18 protein-coding genes are annotated in these 16590 nt (G+C 64.8%); 12 read left to right on the top strand and 6 right to left on the bottom strand.

The window, feature by feature from the left end; all coding sequences use genetic code 11:
- The first annotated feature begins 37 nt into the window (after window positions 1-37).
- Window positions 38-313, top strand: coding sequence for an Hsp20/alpha crystallin family protein (locus FGS76_RS02920; protein WP_138771134.1), 276 nt, complete (start codon window positions 38-40; stop codon window positions 311-313).
- A gap of 6 nt (window positions 314-319) precedes the next feature.
- Here FGS76_RS02920 and FGS76_RS02915 read toward each other — a convergent pair whose 3' ends face one another.
- Window positions 320-1060, bottom strand: a complete 741-nt coding sequence (locus FGS76_RS02915; protein WP_138771133.1) for a nitroreductase — start codon at window positions 1058-1060, stop codon at window positions 320-322.
- Window positions 1061-1133: 73 nt separating this feature from the next.
- On the opposite strand from FGS76_RS02915, the gene FGS76_RS02910 reads away from it, so the two are divergent.
- The 7 genes from FGS76_RS02910 to FGS76_RS02880 all read left to right on the top strand — a co-directional run bounded on the left by FGS76_RS02910 (window position 1134) and on the right by FGS76_RS02880 (window position 9277).
- A complete protein-coding gene (locus tag FGS76_RS02910; protein ID WP_138771132.1) occupies window positions 1134-1649 on the top strand; it encodes a DUF1643 domain-containing protein in 516 nt (171 codons plus the stop codon).
- A 93-nt stretch (window positions 1650-1742) separates the two neighbouring features.
- Entirely contained in the window at window positions 1743-2198 is a 456-nt protein-coding gene (locus tag FGS76_RS02905) for a DUF3429 domain-containing protein (RefSeq protein ID WP_138771131.1), read from the top strand.
- Window positions 2199-2254: 56 nt separating this feature from the next.
- Window positions 2255-4615, top strand: coding sequence for a fatty acid cis/trans isomerase (locus FGS76_RS02900; RefSeq protein ID WP_138771130.1), 2361 nt, complete (start codon window positions 2255-2257; stop codon window positions 4613-4615).
- Between the two features lie 506 nt (window positions 4616-5121).
- Window positions 5122-6114 (top strand): GlxA family transcriptional regulator, encoded by a 993-nt coding sequence (locus FGS76_RS02895; RefSeq protein ID WP_138771129.1) that lies wholly within the window; start codon window positions 5122-5124, stop codon window positions 6112-6114.
- Window positions 6115-6192: 78 nt separating this feature from the next.
- Window positions 6193-7575 carry an alanine/glycine:cation symporter family protein gene (locus tag FGS76_RS02890; RefSeq protein ID WP_138771128.1) on the top strand — a complete coding sequence of 461 codons (1383 nt, stop codon included), beginning with the start codon at window positions 6193-6195 and terminating at the stop codon, window positions 7573-7575.
- A gap of 56 nt (window positions 7576-7631) precedes the next feature.
- Window positions 7632-8324: a response regulator transcription factor gene (locus FGS76_RS02885; protein ID WP_138771127.1), complete on the top strand. Its 693-nt coding sequence runs from the start codon at window positions 7632-7634 to the stop codon at window positions 8322-8324.
- A 74-nt stretch (window positions 8325-8398) separates the two neighbouring features.
- Entirely contained in the window at window positions 8399-9277 is an 879-nt protein-coding gene (locus FGS76_RS02880) for a GAF domain-containing protein (RefSeq protein WP_170214385.1), read from the top strand.
- A 15-nt stretch (window positions 9278-9292) separates the two neighbouring features.
- On the opposite strand, the gene FGS76_RS02875 is transcribed toward FGS76_RS02880, so the two are convergent.
- Genes FGS76_RS02875 through FGS76_RS02860 form a run of 4 tightly spaced genes read right to left on the bottom strand, consistent with a single transcriptional unit; the run spans window position 9293 to window position 12924 of the window.
- Window positions 9293-10558: a sensor histidine kinase gene (locus tag FGS76_RS02875; RefSeq protein ID WP_138771125.1), complete on the bottom strand. Its 1266-nt coding sequence runs from the start codon at window positions 10556-10558 to the stop codon at window positions 9293-9295.
- Between the two features lie 35 nt (window positions 10559-10593).
- The gene (locus FGS76_RS02870; protein WP_138771124.1) at window positions 10594-11607 is read right to left on the bottom strand and encodes an SAM-dependent methyltransferase; all 1014 of its coding nucleotides are present in this window, start codon (window positions 11605-11607) and stop codon (window positions 10594-10596) included.
- On the bottom strand, window positions 11604-12380 hold the full coding sequence (locus FGS76_RS02865) for a DUF1295 domain-containing protein (protein WP_138771123.1): 777 nt from the start codon (window positions 12378-12380) through the stop codon (window positions 11604-11606). The genes FGS76_RS02870 and FGS76_RS02865 overlap by 4 nt, the downstream gene beginning before the upstream one ends.
- Entirely contained in the window at window positions 12373-12924 is a 552-nt protein-coding gene (locus FGS76_RS02860; protein WP_138771122.1) for a DUF2878 domain-containing protein, read from the bottom strand. The genes FGS76_RS02865 and FGS76_RS02860 overlap by 8 nt, the downstream gene beginning before the upstream one ends.
- Before the next feature lie 105 nt (window positions 12925-13029).
- On the opposite strand from FGS76_RS02860, the gene FGS76_RS02855 reads away from it, so the two are divergent.
- The 4 genes from FGS76_RS02855 (at window position 13030) to FGS76_RS02840 (ending at window position 16327) form a co-directional block, all read left to right on the top strand.
- On the top strand, window positions 13030-13611 hold the full coding sequence (locus tag FGS76_RS02855) for a nuclear transport factor 2 family protein (RefSeq protein WP_138771121.1): 582 nt from the start codon (window positions 13030-13032) through the stop codon (window positions 13609-13611).
- On the top strand, window positions 13590-14102 hold the full coding sequence (locus FGS76_RS02850; protein WP_138771120.1) for a chalcone isomerase family protein: 513 nt from the start codon (window positions 13590-13592) through the stop codon (window positions 14100-14102). The genes FGS76_RS02855 and FGS76_RS02850 overlap by 22 nt, the downstream gene beginning before the upstream one ends.
- 93 nt (window positions 14103-14195) lie before the next feature.
- Window positions 14196-14957, top strand: a complete 762-nt coding sequence (locus FGS76_RS02845; protein WP_138771119.1) for a GGDEF domain-containing protein — start codon at window positions 14196-14198, stop codon at window positions 14955-14957.
- Window positions 14958-15151: 194 nt separating this feature from the next.
- Window positions 15152-16327, top strand: a complete 1176-nt coding sequence (locus tag FGS76_RS02840) for an OmpA family protein (protein WP_138771118.1) — start codon at window positions 15152-15154, stop codon at window positions 16325-16327.
- Between the two features lie 63 nt (window positions 16328-16390).
- Here the strand turns inward: FGS76_RS02840 and FGS76_RS19595 are convergent.
- On the bottom strand, window positions 16391-16590 hold a 200-nt coding region (locus FGS76_RS19595), incomplete at its 5' end, for a transposase (protein ID WP_420837408.1).

The raw sequence follows: 16590 nt of genomic DNA, 5'->3' as shown, positions 1-16590 counted from the left end.
GCGGCCCGGAGCGTCAGATGGATAAAAGAGACCGCCCTTGGGGGGGCCGCGCCGCACCCCCGCCGATCTGTGGGGGGCGCCGCCCGGCTATCCCCTGGTACACCCCGGCCGAAGGAAAAACCCCCGCCTCAACGACGAGGACGGCTATCACTACAGCGAACGCCGCTTCGGTCGTTTTCAGCGGTTACTGACGCTGCCCGCGGACGCCGACGGCGACGCTCTCAGCGCCGCCTTCGACAACGGGCTGCTGACCCTGGACGTACCACGCCACGAAAACCACCCGCGCAGCACCCGCACCATCGATATCCGCTGAGCGGACTCAATCCCCGCCGGGGCCACCCCGGCGGGCCAGGGTCAACGACGCCGCCGGCAGTTTCTCTGGCCGGAAACGGTTGATCGGCGCGCCAAGGTCCGGGTAACCCAGGGACAGCCCGCACAGCAACTGATAGTGCGACGGAATCTCGAAGTGCCGCTCCAGGGGCGAGCGCCACAGGCCCAGCGCGCCCTGGGCGCAACTGCCCAGCCCTTCGTCCACCGCCGCCAGCATCAGCGTCTGCAGATAGATGCCCGCGTCCAATACGCTGTAAACACCCAACCCGCGATGGGTGAACAGAAACAGGGCCGCCGGAGCGTCGAAAAAACGGAAGTTGGCGGCCATCTGCCGGTGGCGGGCCTGGTGATCCTTGCGGCCGATGCCCAGCAACTCATACAGCCCGCGCCCGGTGGCCACGCGGCGGGGCTGCAGGTCGTCCGGGTAACGCTGCACCGGTCGAAAGTCGCCGTCCGGCAGGCCCCGGTCCCGGCGCAGCACCGCCAGCGCCTTTTTCCAGGCCGGGGCGTTCTGCAGCGGCGCCAGACGCTCGAACCGGCTACTAAGCTGCTGGCGCAAATCCTCCAGCACCGGGCCGGTGGCCACCGCCACCTGATACGGCTGGGTATTGGACCAACTGGGCGAGCCCGCCGCCCGCTCCAGCAACCGTCGCAGCACGGCCTCGGGCACCGCCTGGCCGGTGAAGGCACGCACACTGTGGCGGGCGTTCAGTACATCAATAAATTCCATGGCGACTTCCGTCAGGGGACTGGTGCGATAGTGGGACTGGCGCGATTGTGGCAAATCCGTACACTGGCCCGCCATGACCCGGCCTGACAGCAAACCGACCCATCCGATCACCGCCACCCTGCGACGCGGCGCCAATTTTTCCCGTTGCCGGCGCTACCGGTATGCCCTGTGGCGTCACTGGGGCGAGGGCCAGGACTATGTGCTGCTGGTGGGCCTCAATCCGTCCACCGCCGACCATCGCCAGGACGATCCGACCATCCGCCGCTGCATGGGCTTCGCCCGGGACTGGGGCTATTCCGGTCTGTGCGTGGCCAACCTGTTCGCCTTCCGGGCCACCTACCCCCGCGACCTGTTCGCCGCCGAGGACCCGGTGGGCCCACGCAATGATTGGTGGCTGCGGCGGCTGGCCGGTGATGCCGCCCTGGTGGTGGCCGGCTGGGGCAACCACGGCACCCATGGCGACCGCGCCGCCCGGGTACGCCGTACCCTGCCGGATCTGCATTGCCTGCGGCTCAACGGGTCCGGCGAACCGGCCCATCCCCTGTATCTACCCAAGACGCTCACGCCATTCCCGATGACGCCGCCCTGAGCACGCCTAAGCGCCATTCTTTGCACGGCCTTCACCTCCCGTTGGCGACAATACGTCGCTTATCACTGCGGTGTTGAACCAGGGAGTGAGTCGGTGTCCGACCGTTTTCTCACACGCAACGTGCTGGCCGCCCGGGTTCTGGGCGTGGCCGGCCTGATTCCGTTCTATGTGTTGGCGCTGCTGGCCTGGCGGGACGATCTGTGTGCCGTGGCGCTGGCCGCCGTGGAAGGGTACGCGGCGGTGGTCCTGGCGTTTCTCGGCGCCGTGCACTGGGGCCGGGCGCTGGCCCGGCTGGACGGCCGCAACCACATCGGCACCCTGGCGTTCGGCGTGATGCCGGCGCTGCTGGGCTGGCTGGCCCTGTTGCTGCCGGTGGAGTTCTCCCTGCCGATGCTGATCGCCGGCCTGGTGCTGGTGTGGGGCACCGAACAGATGATGTTCTTCGATGCGCTGCCGGACTGGTACCGGCGGTTGCGGCATCTGCTCACCGGCGCCTCGGTGTTCGCTCTGATGATCGCCTGGGCGGCGGCCATGCTGGCCATGTTCTAGCGTTTTCCCGGGCCGCCGGCTTCGCTAAACTTGGCGCAAATATATTGGAGGGACCCATGGCCGCCGTTCGCCGTTTTCCCCTTTTCGGGGCCCGTTTGCCGGCGCTGATCACGCTTTTCCTGCCATTGCTCGGCGCCTGTGACGACGCCGCCAAGGCGGCGGTGCCACCGCCGGCTTCGCCGGTCAGCTTCCAGAGCGACGTGCGCCCGATTCTGGAAGACAAATGCATCGCCTGCCACGGCTGCTACGACTCGCCCTGCCAGCTGAAGCTGGAAACCGCCGCCGGCCTGGACCGGGGTGCCTCCACCGAGCCGGTCTACAAGCAACGCACCCGGGCCGCCGACCCCACCCGCCTGTTCATCGACGCCAGCACCACCGCCCAGTGGCGGGATCGCGGCTTCTTCTCGGTGATCGACAGCACCGAGGGCCTGGAGGAATCGGTGCTGTACCGCATGCTGGCCCTGGGCCGCGCCCATGAGTTCACCCCCGGCGAGCCATTGCCCGACGACATCCAGCTGGGGCTGAAGCGGACCAATCAGTGCCCCACCCCGGAGCGCATGGACGACTACGCCCAGACCCATCCCCTGGGCGGCATGCCGCTGGGTACGCCGGCGCTCACCGAACAGGAATTCGCCACCATCCGCGCCTGGCTGGCCGCCGGCGCGCCACCGGGGGACGACAGCGTCACCCTCTCCGCCGACGAGCAACGCCAGATCCGCGCCTGGGAAAACTGGCTCAACCGGGACGGCAAACGCCAGCAACTGGTGGCCCGCTGGGTGTTCGAGCATCTGTTCCTGGCGCATCTCTATTTCGAGGATGGCAGCGGCCGGCGGCCGGATCACTTCTTTACCCTGGAGCGCTCGCGCACGGCGCCGGGCAAGCCGGTGGTGCCGGTGGCCACGCCGCGCCCCAATGACCCGCCCGGTGGCGAGTTCTGGTACCGGCTGCGGCCGGTGCGGGGCGCCATCGTGCACAAGACCCACATCACCTACGCGCTCAGCGAGGACAAACGGCGACACCTGGAGCACCTGTTCTTCGCCGAGCCCTGGTCGGTGAACACCCTGCCCGGCTATAGCGAGGACGAACGCGCCAACCCGTTCACCACCTTCGCCGCCCTGCCGGCCCGGGCGCGCTACCAGATCATGCTGGACGACGCCGAGTATTTCGTGCGCACCTTTATTCGCGGGCCGGTGTGCCGTGGCCAGATCGCCACCGACGTGATCCGCGACCGCTTCTGGGCGGTGTTCCAGGACCCGGACCACGATCTCTACATCACCGATGCGGACTACCGGGCCAGCACCTCGCCCCTGCTCGGTTTGCCCGGCCAGGAAGGCACGCTGCTCGACCTGGGCCCGCAATGGATTCGCTACAGCAAGCGGCGCAACGACTACCTGCGCCAGCGCCACGACGCCTATGCCCGGTCCGCGCCCTCCGGGCCGGACTGGAACAGCATCTGGAACGGCGACGGCGACAACACCAATGCGCTGCTGACGATCTTCCGCCACCACGACAATTCCTCGGTGCGCCAGGGGCTGATCGGCGACTATCCGCTGACCACCTGGGTGATGGATTACCCGCTGTTCGAGCGCTCCTATTACAACCTGGTGGTCAATTTCGACGTGTTCGGCTCGGTCTCCCACCAGGCCCAGACCCGGCTTTACTTCGATCTGATCCGCAACGGCGCCGAGCAGAACACCCTGCGCTTTCTGCCGCCGACCGCCCGCAAGACGATCCTCGACAACTGGTACCAGAACACCGGCAAGATCAAGCTGCTGATCAGTTACGCCGACGCGGACGGCGAAACGCCCACCGCCATCGACTACCACAGCGCCACGCCGATGGACGAGTTCAACTCCGGCCTGCTCAGCCACTTTGCCAACATCAACGCACGCCCGGACCCGATCAACCGCTGCGCCGACGGCGATTGCGTGCGCCCGGAGGCCGGCGCCCTGGAACGCCGGGTGGAAACCGCCCTGGCGCCGCTGGCGTCACGGCCGGCGGCGGATCTGCCGGTGGTCAACTGGATGCCCGAAGCCAGCCTGCTGCTGGTGGACGATGGCCGGGACAGCACCGTCTACTCGCTGCTGCGCAACCGGGCCCATTCCAACGTGGCCTTCCTGTTCGGCGAGTCGCTGCGCTACCAGCCGGAAAAGGACACCCTGACGATCTACCCGGGCGTGTTGCTCAGCTACCCGAACTTCATGTTCCAGGTATCGGCGGCGGACCTGCCCGCGTTCGCCACGGCGATGAAGAACACCACCAGCCAGGCGGACTTCACCGCTCTGGTGGAACGCTTCGGGGTACGCCGCACGGAAACCGATTTCTGGCAGCGGTTCCACACCCCCCAGCGCTATATGGAACGGCACGAGCCGATCCAGGCCGGCATCCTAGACCTGAACCGCTACGGTAATTTCTAAGCGGCTCAGGGCGCGACGCCCCGGGTCCCTTGGTAGGAGCGACTTTAGTCGCGATCAACCCCGGCGGCGCCGCCATCGCGACTAAAGTCGCTCCTACAACAACGGAGCCACACAGCTCCGCGTCGAGGTAGCGGCTCCGTAGGTTGGGGATTGCTGTAGGAGCGGCTTCAGCCGCGATCCGCTCCAGCGCCATTTTCATCGCGACTAAAGTCGCTCCTACATAAGGGGCCCGGAAGGGCGTCATGCCCTGAGCCGCGCCCCGGATGGAGCGACACTTCCCGCCAAAGCGCGATGAACCAAAAAAAAGCCCCGCCAAGAAGCGGGGCTTAAGCACTACCGTCATAGCATGCCTGCCGAAGCAGGCTCCCGAGCCTGATGACGATATCTCTTGCGTTTCAGAGTGGCCGATAGGATGGCAGCCAGCGCCCCGGGCTGGTATTGTCGCCCGTGACTAATTCATGGTCATTTGCGACAAACCCCGCCCTGGCCCCGGAAACGAAGACGATATGTATCAAGTCAGTGTACTTGCCTACGACGGCGTATTCGCCTCGGCCCTTACCGGGGTCATGGACCTGCTTAACCTGACCGGTGTCACCTGGAACCGCATCCACGGCCAACCGATCAACCGCCAATTCAAGGTCGAGGTGGTGTCCCGGGGCGGCCAGCCGGTGCGCTGCACCGCCGGCATGCGCATCGCCGTGGACAATGCCCTGGAGCGGGTGGACCAGTGCGACCTGGTGATCGTGCCGACCATCGGCAACGAGATCACCCAGGTGCTGCAGCAGGAACAGGAAAGCCTGGAATGGCTGCGCTTTCTGCACGCCGGCGGCGCCGACATGGCCAGTAACTGCACCGGCGCCTTCCTGCTCGCCGAGGCCGGCCTGCTGGACGGCCGCCGCGCCACCACCCACTGGGGCTACAGCCGCCTGTTCCGGGAACGCTACCCGCAGGTCAACCTGGACGAGCGGGAGCTGATCACCCGCGACGGCAATATCTTCTGCGCCGGCGGCGGCACCGCCTGGCGCGACCTGACCATTCTGCTGGTGGAACGTTACTGCGGCGCCGATCTGGCCCGGGAGCTGGCCAAGGCGTTCGTTATCGACGTGCGCAACGATCCGCAAAGCGTGTACGCCGGCCTGCCGGCCAAAACCTACCACCGGGACGAGCAGGTGCAGCAGGTGCAGGCCTGGCTGCACGAGCATTTCGCCGAAGGCACCACCCTGGCGGACCTGGCCGAACGGGTCCACCTGAGCCCGCGCCAGCTGCAGCGGCGCTTCACCAACGCCCTGGGCGAGCCGCCGTTGCAGTACCTGCAGCGGGTGCGCATCGAGGCGGCGCGCAAGATGCTGGAGCGCGGCGCCACCAATTTGAGCCACCTGGCCGAGCAGGTGGGTTACCAGGACGTGAGCAGCTTTTCGCGGCTGTTCAAGCGCCACACCGGTCTGTCGCCCAGCCATTACCGGCAGCGTTTCGCGCGGGTCGGCGCCCTGCGCGACTAGCCCCCTTCCTGTCCGCCGCCGTTGCCCGGCGGCGGCGCGCGGTGACGGGCTCCGGCGACCCTGCTACCGTGGATCGCCATGAATGATTTCTACGAACGACTGAATGACGCCCTGGGGGCGGTGGTCGGGTTCCTGTGGGGCCCGCCGCTGGTGACGCTGCTGGTGGGCGGCGGCCTGTTTTTCCTGCTCTACTCCCGTTTATTGCCTTACCGCCATCTGCCCGACGGCGTGCGCCTGCTGTTCAGCGGCCCGGACCGGGACGACGAGGGCACCCTTTCCCATTTCCAAGCGCTCAGCACCGCCCTGTCCGGCACCCTGGGCATGGGTAACGTGGCCGGCGTGGCGGTGGCCATCTCCATGGGCGGGCCCGGCGCCATTTTCTGGATGTGGGTAAGCGCCCTGGTGGGCATCGCCACCAAGTTCTACACCTGCACCCTGGCGGTGATGTACCGGGGCCGCGACAGCGAGGGCGCCCTGCAGGGCGGCCCCATGTACATCATCCGCGAGGCGCTGGGGCCGCGCTGGCGGCCGCTGGCCTACTTCTTCGCCCTGGCCGGTCTGCTCGGCACCATGCCGATCTTCCAGATCAATCAGCTCACCGAGGTGGTGCGCACCGCCATCGCGGTGCCCGCCGGCTGGACCACCGAGAACGCCCACCTGGGCTTCGATCTGGTGTTCGGGCTGATCCTGGCGGCGCTGGTGCTGGCGGTGGTGGCCGGCAAGCTGCCCCGGGTCGGCAAGGTCACCGCCGTGCTGGTGCCGTCGATGATCGTCGGCTATCTGCTGCTCACCGTGGTGGCGCTGCTCAGCCACGCCGACCAGGTGGGGCCGGCGCTGATGCTGATCGTGCGCGATGCCTTCACCGGCGAGGCCGCCGCCGGCGGCGTGGTGGGCGCGGTGATCATCACCGGCATCCGCCGGGCGGCGTTCTCCAATGAAGCCGGCATCGGCACCGAGGCCATGGCCCACGGCGCCGCGCGCACCGGCGAGCCGGTGCGCGAGGGCATGGTGGCCATGCTCGGCCCCATTATCGACACCCTGATCGTTTGCACCTGCACCGCCCTGGTGATCCTGATCAGCGGCGTGTGGCAAACCGGCGATGACAATGGCGTGAGCCTCACCCTGGCCGCCTTCAACGCCCTGTTCATGGCGCACAGCGGCGTGCTGGTGGCGGCACTGGTCAGCGTGCTTAGCCTGAGCACGGTGATCACCTTCTGGTATTACGGCGCCAAATGCCTGGGCTTTCTGATCGGCGCCCGCCACCAGCACCATTACGTGTGGTTCTATCTCTGTCTGGTGGTGCTCGGCTCGGTGGCCTCCCTGGATCTGGTGATCAAGGTGCTGGACAGCATGTACGCCTTGATGGCGCTGCCCACCATGCTGGCCGCCCTGCGGCTGGCCCCGCGGGTCAACCGGGCGGCAAGGGATTATTTTCAACGGCAGGCACGTGAGCAAAATTGACAGCACCTTGACGCGCCCCGCCCAATAATAAAACGTGAACCAAAGGAGAGGGTATCGTGCAGAATCTGTCCGTTTTGTTGGTGGAAGACCATCGTCAGCTGGCACAAACCGTGGTGGAGTTCCTGGAGCAGGAAGGCGCCATGGTGGATTACGCCAGTGACACCACATTGGCCCGTTCGCTGGTGCAGGAGCATCATTACGACGTTCTGATTCTGGACGTAATGCTGCCCGGCGAGGACGGCTATACATTTTGTCAGGCCCTGCGCAACGAAATGGCGAAGGATATGCCGGTGATTTTCATGACCGCCCGGGACCAGCTGGACGACAAGCTGGAAGGCTTTGCCCGGGGCGGCGACGATTACATCGTCAAACCGTTCGCGTTGCCGGAGCTGGTGGCGCGGGTGCGGGCGCAGGTACGCCGCGAGCGCCGCGAGGTGGCCGCCAATCTGCTCACCGTGGCCGATCTGGAACTGGACCCGGGCCGTCAGGAAGTGCGCCGCGACGGCCAATTACTCAAGCTTTCTCCCACCGCTTTCAGGATTTTACGAATTTTGATGCGCGAGTCTCCGAAGGTAGTTAGCCGTGAGCAACTCGAGCAAGAACTGTGGGGCGACCTGGTGCCGGACTCCGATGCCCTGCGCAGCCACCTGTATAACCTGAGAAAAGCCGTCGACAAGCCTTTTGATACCGCGTTATTGGAAACGCAGCCCGGCGTTGGTTTTAGCATTCGCCCACCGAGGGAGGGTTGAGTGGCCACTTGCGGAGTGGCCCTCACCGGCACAGAATGACGCCTCCATTTACCGGGCAAAATACGATAACGAATATGGATTGGGGGAAAAGCCACTCCTTCGCGGAATTCGTCGATACCCAACTGCTGGACCTGCAATCCCGGTTTGGCATGGCCATGTGGTTTCTGACCCGACAACGCGGAGAAAATTGGCTGCTATTGAATGTTCGCGGCCAGGGTTACGACCTGGAACGCGGAGACGTGTTGCTGTGGCGCGACAGCATCTGCCATCGCCGGGTACGGGATCAGGGCCCCCTGATCTGCCCGGACGTGGGCGCGGAGCCGCTGTATCGTGATGCGCCGATCACCCGTCAATTACCGATTGGCGCCTACCTGGGGATGCCGCTGCGGGACCAGGATGGCCAGTTGTTCGGCACCCTGTGCGCCCTTGACCCGGCACCGCAACCGCAACTGGACCAGAGTCCGGTGCGCGAAGCCCTGCGCCGCCAGTGCCATCTGCTGGAAACCGCTCTGATGTGGAATCTGGCCGGCCTGGACCAGCAGCGCATCACCGCTTTTTTCGAGGAACAAAGCCGCGACCCGGATACCGACCTGCTCGATCAGGTGGGCTGGATGCGCATCCTCGATCAGGAACGCCAGCGCTGCCAGGACTATGGCCTGGACGCGGCGGTGCTGCGCCTGCACGGCGCCGCCCTGACGCCTGAGCAGCGCGGGCTGGTGGCGGATTCCATCGCCGCTTTGATTCGCCATCAGGATATGGCCGCCTATCTGGGCCACGATCAGTTCGCGGTGCTGCTCACCGACAACCATAACGGTCACGCGGAACAGACCCGTCAGCGCCTGCTCGACGCGCTCAATGCCAAGGGGGTTCTGATGCGCTGCGACGCGGAACCGTTGTCCCTGGTCCGCGGGCAGATGCAGCCGGAAGTGCTGCTTGATGGCGCCATGCACTAAGGGACCATGCACTAACTAATCCCTGAAGCGCACCCTCACTTCGGTGCCCTTGCCGGGCTGGCTGGCCACGTCCAGCGACCATTGGAAACGCTCACACAGGCGTTGCACGATGGCCAGCCCCAGACCGTGCCCGCCTTCGCTGCTGGAACCCCGTTCGAACGGCTTCAGAAAGCGTGCCAGCTCGTCGGCGTCCATGCCGGCGCCGGTATCCACCACATGCACCGCGTTCTCGGCCACGACGATGGTGATCTGGCCGGAACCGCTGTAGTTGATGGCGTTGCGGACCAGGTTGGTGAACACGATATTGAGTACCGTTTCCGAGGCCTCCAGGGTGAGCAGCGCGGTCTGCCGTACCTGCATGCGGATCTGTTTACGTTCCGCCAGCGGCTGCAGACGCTCCAGCAGATTCACCGCCAGGTCATTGACCACCAATTCCTCTTCCACCACCGGCTGTTGCTCGGTGCGGGCCAGCAGCAGCAGGGTTTCCACCAGCGACTCCATGTCGTCCACGGTGTCGCTCATACGGCCGATCACCGGCCGGTCGCCGATCTGGCGGGTGAGCAGTTCCAGGTTGGCGCGGAACACCGCCAGCGGCGTGCGCAATTCATGGCTGGCGTCGCGGGTGAACTGCCGCTCCCGTTCCACGAAACGCAGCAGCCGGTCGGAATAAGCTTCCAGGGCGGCCAGCAGCACCGCCGCTTCGCTGCCGGGTTCCGCCTCCACCGCCTGCAAATCCGGGCGCGCCTCGGTGGGATCGTCCACATCGGTGTGGCGAAGGATTTCCGAGAGTCTGACCAGCGGCGACAACAACGCCCGGGATCTGCGCCAGCCCAGGAAAGACGTCAGATAGATCACCAGCAGCACGGCGGTGAGCGGCAGAATGCCGAACAGGAAAGCCAGCACCGACACCCGCTGCTCGTCGAAAATCAGATACAGACGGGCGCCGTCATGGTGTTCGATATAGACGATGGGGTTCTCACCATCCAGATGCACCCGCTGGTAGCCGTCCGGCAGCGCCGCCAGCGCCGGCGGAATCGGGTCATGGGTGTCGCGGTCATCCAGCAGGCCGAGCAGATGGCGGGTATTGGGGCGGGGAAAGTCGCGGTCCTGATCGTGCAGGCTCCAGTAGTGCTCCGCCTCCTTGATCAGCGCTTCCTTGACCAGCACATGCTCGATGATCTGGGCGGTGGCCCAGACCCCGAACACGGTCGCCATGCTGATGAACAGAATCTGGACCAGAAAAACTCTTGTCAGACGGTGCTGAACGCCCTTTCGTGCCATGCCTTTCTCATTGTCTTGCGTCATCACCGCCGGCTTCATTCATCGCGGCGAAACAGGTAATGCCCCACGAACCACTCCTCGCCATCACCATAATTGAACAGTTCCGCACAGGCCATGAAAAACATCCGCCAGCGCTGCAGCCACAGCGCACCCTCGCCTTCACCGTAACCCTCGTCCAGCAGGGCCACCAGTTCATCCCGTCGCTGGTCCGCGTTGGCCAGCCAGGCCTCCAGGGTGCGGCCATAGTGGCGGCCATTCACCGGCCAGCGCTGTTCCTCGGTCAGGGCACCGGCGCAGCGCGGCAACCAGTCGTAGGCCGGCATCACGCCACCGGTGAAAAAGTAGCGGCCCATCCAGTTGCTGGCGCCCTCGGTCTCGAACAGATAGGTGAGCGAGCGGTGGCAGAAGATATGCACGAACAGCTTGCCCCCCGGGCGCAGCCAGTCGTGCACCCGGCGCATCAGTTCGGTGTGGTTGCGCATGTGCTCGAACATCTCCACCGACACCACCCGGTCGAAGCGCTGTTCCGGCTGGAACCGGGTCACATCGGCGGTCAGCACGCGCAGATTGGTGAGGCCCAGGCGGGCCGCCCGGGCGGTGATCCAGGCGCGCTGGGTGGCGGAATTACTGATCGCCGTGATGCGGCTGTCCGGATAGTGCTCGGCCATCCACAGACTCAGCGACCCCCAGCCACAGCCCAGTTCGAGAATGTCCTGGCCGTCATCCAGGCCGGCCCGCTCACAGGTCAGGGCGAGCATGGATTTTTCCGCGTCGGCCAGGGTGGTGGCGCGCTCATCCCAGTAACCACTGGAATACTTCAGGCACGCCCCCAGCACCTTCTCATAGAAGCGCGCGTCCACCTCGTAATGCTGCTCATTGGCTTCCTTCTGGGCCACCGCGATCGGCCCCCGGGACAGCCGCTCCAGCAACTGTGCCTGATCGTCGCCGCGCCGTTCCTCCTGATCCAGGCGCTTGCGCAGCAAACGGTGAATACCGGCGCGAATCAACCGGTCCGGCAGCAGGCCGGACTCCGCCATACGAATGATCATGAACGCGGTCTCCAGGGAATAAAGGGGCTGGTGGTGCGCTGATAGTCGCGGTAGTCGTCACCGCGGGATTTGAGCGCCTGCTTTTCGGTGTAGGGAATGCCGGTGACGAACCACAGGAACAGGAACATGGCCACCGGCAGCAGCCACAGCCAGGGCCAGTGGGGCGCGGTGGCCGAGGCAATCAGCGGGTAGCTGAACCAGTGCAGCCATTCAAAGAAGTAGTTGGGATGGCGGGAATAACGCCACAGCCCTTCCCGGCAGGTCTTGCCCTTGCTGTCCGGGCGAGCCTTGAAGCGCGCCAGCTGCCGGTCCGCCATGGCTTCGCCGACGATGGCCACCACCCCGACGATCAAGCCCAGATAGACGAACAGGGGAATAAAATCCGTCTGCCGGCTGATCGCCCACATCGGCAGGGAAAACACCCAGGCCAGGCCGGCCTGCAACCAGAACACCACCAGGAACACCGGCTGGGCGGCGCCGCCCAGGCGCTCCCGCATGGCGGCATAGCGGCCGTCTTCCTCGCCCTCGCCGGCCACCCGGCGCAGAATATGGCTGCCCAGCCGCAGCGACCAGGCCAACAGCAGGGCGCCGGCCACCAGCCGTGGCCAGCTCTCGCCCTCCCCCACCATCAGGTAGGCCAGGCCGGTGATGCCGGTGCCGAAACTCCAGGCCACGTCCACGTAGCCAGCGTTGCCATTCAGCCACTGCACCGCCCAGGCCAGGCTGAACGACATCAACAGCAGCGCCAGGCTGAACCAGAGAATATCAGGCATAGTCGTGTACCTCCTTGTCCGCGCCACCGGCCAGCCGCCGGGCGCCATAGGCCAGCATCGGCACCACCAGCGCCCATACCACGCAATAGGTCATGGCCAGCGGCCACCAGCCATGGGGCGTGCTGGCGGCGCCCAGATGAATGCCCACGGTTACCGAGAATACCCCGCCGACACCGCCGAACAACGCCGCCAGCAGCAAACGCCGGCGCAGCCAGGCCAGGCTGTAATTGAAGCTCACCGCGAATCCCAGCCACAGAGCCCAGATCCAGGCCGGCGCCAGCCAGTTCAGCGACCAGTCCTGATAGCGGATCAGCCCCGGCGCCAGCCAGGCGGGCTCGCACAGCGCGCAGGCCAGGGCGCCGGCGGCGAGCAGAGGCAGGTCCCGGCGCCAGCCACGATTAATGGCCCAGACCAGCCCCTGCATCACCACCAGCACCGCCAGAGCCCAGCCGCCCCAACCCCGGGCACCGCCGTACACGGCGACGAACCAGAGCAGTTGAAAACCCACGAAGTTAACCGCCAGCGCGGCGAATGATCTGTTCATGGCAGGGAGCTTGGGCCCGCCCCCGTCAAAGGCCTGTGAACCGGATTCACAGGTGATTCACCGGAGGGCGGTGACAGTGGCAGCCTCATAGAGGATTGAATCATCATGACACAGCGACCGTTCGTGATCCGCGCCCCACTGACCGCCGCCATTCTGGCGCTGGCGCTCACCGGCTGCGCCAGCCGCGCGGACCATGCCCAAGGCGGTTACTCCCATCTGTACGAACAGGGCCTGCAAGACCAGCAGGGTTCCAGCTCGGTCTCCGACGCGGCGATACAGCGCTTTATCGATCTTTATTCGCCGATCGACGCGGACTACATCGAAGCCCATCTGGACCAGGTGTACGCGCCGGATCTCTACTTCAACGACACCCTGTCCACCATCTACGACCGCAAGACGCTGAAAGCGCACATGCTGAAAACCGCCGAGCGGCTCGACTATATGAGTCTGGACGTGCAACAGACCTGGCGGGACGGCGAGGACGTGTTTCTACGCTGGATCATGGAAACCCACTTTTCGATCATGGGCAGCGAGCGCGAGGCCCGCACCATCGGTATCTCGCAGTTGCGTTTCAACGACCAGGGCCAGGTGATCTTCCACCAGGATTTCTGGGACAGCAGCCAGGGCCTGGATCAGCATCTCCCCATTCTCGGCACGGTGACACGATGGTTAAGAGAGCATCCCTGATCGCGCTGCTGGCGTGGGCCGCCACCGGCCAGGCGGCCAACTTCGACGCCATGACCCGCTGTTCCACCGGCGACGTCAAGGCGCTGAAGTTCTTCAATGTGGGCCAGGCCTCCCTGTACCGCCAGAACTGCGCCGCCGATGATCCCCTGGCGCCGCCGCTGCGGCTGGAGTTCGGCTATAACCGGGAAGTGCCCGGCGATGCCTTCGCCAAGGCGGCCAGAAAGATGATCGAGCGCAATCTGGACGAGGCCCGCTTCCAGGCGCTGCTGCCGCGCATCGAAGCGTTCAATCAGCATTACCGCACCACCCGGGACGGTGATCGCTACACTTTGGACTACGACGACGACGGCTCCCTGGTGCTGCGCCTCAACGGCGAAGCGCTGGCCCGGGAACAGGGCCGGGACTTCGCGGAAGCCTATTTCACCATCTGGTTTGGAGAACGCCCCTACTCCGACGACCTCAAGGCATCGCTGCTCGACACCGGCCACTGAGACCTTGCACCACCGGCGGGGACGCCGGATACTGCCGGGCAAACAGTCCGCCAAAGCGGATAAAACCGTTCGAGAACGATGTGGGGGTTCTCCATGGCCAGTGCACCGCAAGGGCCGCAAAGCCAATCCAGGCCGGTGAATCATGACCGCTTCCGGGCCCTGCGGATGTCCATCCTGTGCACGCTGATCGCCATGGTGGTATCGCTGCTGCTGACCACCATCGGGGTATTGCTCACCGGCCAGCGCGACTGGCTGGCGGCGATTTCCCTGGCGCTGTTGATCCCGTTGCTGCTGGCCCCGGCGTTCTGCTACCCGGTGCTGGCGCGGCTCTCGGCCCTGGCGCGGGAAAACCGCCAACTGCGCCAGCAGGCCCGGGAGGACCACCTCACCGGCCTGTTCAATCGCCCCCATCTGCTCAGCATGCTGGAGCGTGAGCTGGCGCTCAGCCAGCGCCACGAGTACGTGGTGTCCATCCTGCTGGTGGAGATCGTCGACTTCAGCGATCTGCTGGACCGGCACGGCCGGCGCCTTTCCGACCGTCTGCTGCGCCTGTTTTCCGAACGCATTCGGGACAAAATCCGCGAGAGTGACCTGTTCGGCCGTCTGGACGGCGCCCAATTCCTGCTGGTCCTGCCCCATACCGACTATCAGGACACCCTGCACATGGCTGAGGGGCTGCGCGCTCTGAGCGCCACCATCGAGCTGCGGGACGGCGAGGAAGCCATTGATTTCGCCATCCGCATCGGCGCCGCCTGCACCGAGAACAGTGGCCGCCAACTCAATGCTCTACTCAACGAGGCGGATTACGCGCTTTATCAGAGCCGCAACGAGCATCGCACTCAGGAAACCGCCTGAGTGCACCCGGGAGCCAGTCTTTCTTCTCATAAAAGACAAATTATTTTTTACAAAAAAAACAATTGTTGATCAATTCGGCGCTTTGTTTGTAAATTTTCTTATTAACCCCACCCCCGGTCATTTACAGTGCTGCTGCATAAGGCAAGACTGCAACAGCTGTTTTTTCTGCCTACCAAGAAAACAAGGAAGGAGTTATGGACGCCAAACGTTTTCTCGCATCCAGCATCGCTTGCGCCTCATTGGGAATGGCCTGCGCTGCTCAAGCCGCTGATATCCCGGATCGTTACTTCTATCTGGGTGGCCACATCAGCCAGCAATGGCTCGACATCGGCGACCATTATGATGGTGATGGCTACATCAGTGATGACTACTACGCAAAAGACAAAGTGACGCTGCCCGGCGGTCAGATCGGTTACCGGTTCAACCATGACTGGTCTGTTCAGGCTTCCTACGAGCGTAACAACATGGCGACGCCTGACGGCGAGGTCTACCTGCGCAACAACTTCGCCAGCCTGCGCCGTCACTTCGGTGATCCGGACGCTTCCGTCGAGACCTACCTGGGTATCGGTGGTGGTGAAACCCGCACCGAGTTCAACAGCAGCAGCAGCGATGACTTCAAGGAAGGCATCGGTGGTCTGGAAGCCGGTATGCAGGCTGGCCTGGCCAACAACTTGCTGCTCGACGTGGGCATTCGCCCGACCTACAGCTTCCGCAGCGAGCGCTGGGACGGTGAAGTCTATGCCGGCCTGAACCTGCTGGTGGGCACCCACCACGACAAGAAAGAGGAACCGGTGACCGAAACCGCCACCGATTCCGATGGTGACGGTGTACCGGACAGCCGTGACCGCTGCCCCGGCACCCCGGCCGGCGCCCAGGTGGACGCCCAGGGCTGTGAGCTGGACGACGACGGCGACGGCGTGGTCAACAGCAAGGACCAGTGCCCGGACACCCCGGCTCGCGCCAAGGTGGACGAGAAAGGCTGTCAGGAATATCTGACCAAGGACGTTAAGGAAACCCTGTACGTTCAATTCGGTCTGGACAAGTCCGAGGTTCGCCAGACCTCCTACCCGGAGCTGGAAGACCTGTCCAACCGCATGTACGAGTATCCGTCCGCCAATCTGGTGCTTGAAGGTCACACCGACAGCACCGGTTCCGCCGCCTACAACAAGAAGCTGTCCAACGAGCGCGCTGACGCCGTGAAGCGGGTTCTTGTTGACCAGTTCGGCATCGACGGCAACCGCATCACCACCGAAGGCTATGGTGAAGAGCGTCCGATCGCCGACAACAGCACCCGTGACGGCCGCGCTCAGAACCGTCGCGTGGAAGCCATCATGAAGGCGCAAACCGAAGAAGCGCAGTACAAGCAATAAACCGCCCGTACTGTTCTTGATCGGCAAGGGGGCCGGCGTTCGCGCCGGCCCCTTTTTTATGGTTCATCGCGGATTCCCGGGAAAGGCGGCTTTGATCTTGAGGAAGAAGTAGTCGCTGTCCCGGTAGCCGTAGGCCATGCGCTTGATGACCTTGATGCGGTTGTTCATGCCTTCCAGGACGCTGGTGTTGAGGCGGGTAACAGGCCGGTGGGTGGTGGCCCCGGGGGGGGGGTTTGGCCTGGGGGGCGAGGCGGTGATTGGGG

This window comes from Alloalcanivorax gelatiniphagus (assembly GCF_005938655.1).
Lineage (GTDB): Bacteria > Pseudomonadota > Gammaproteobacteria > Pseudomonadales > Alcanivoracaceae > Alloalcanivorax > Alloalcanivorax gelatiniphagus.
Note: the sequence above shows the minus strand (reverse complement) of the source record. Positions and strands in the feature narration are given on the sequence as shown.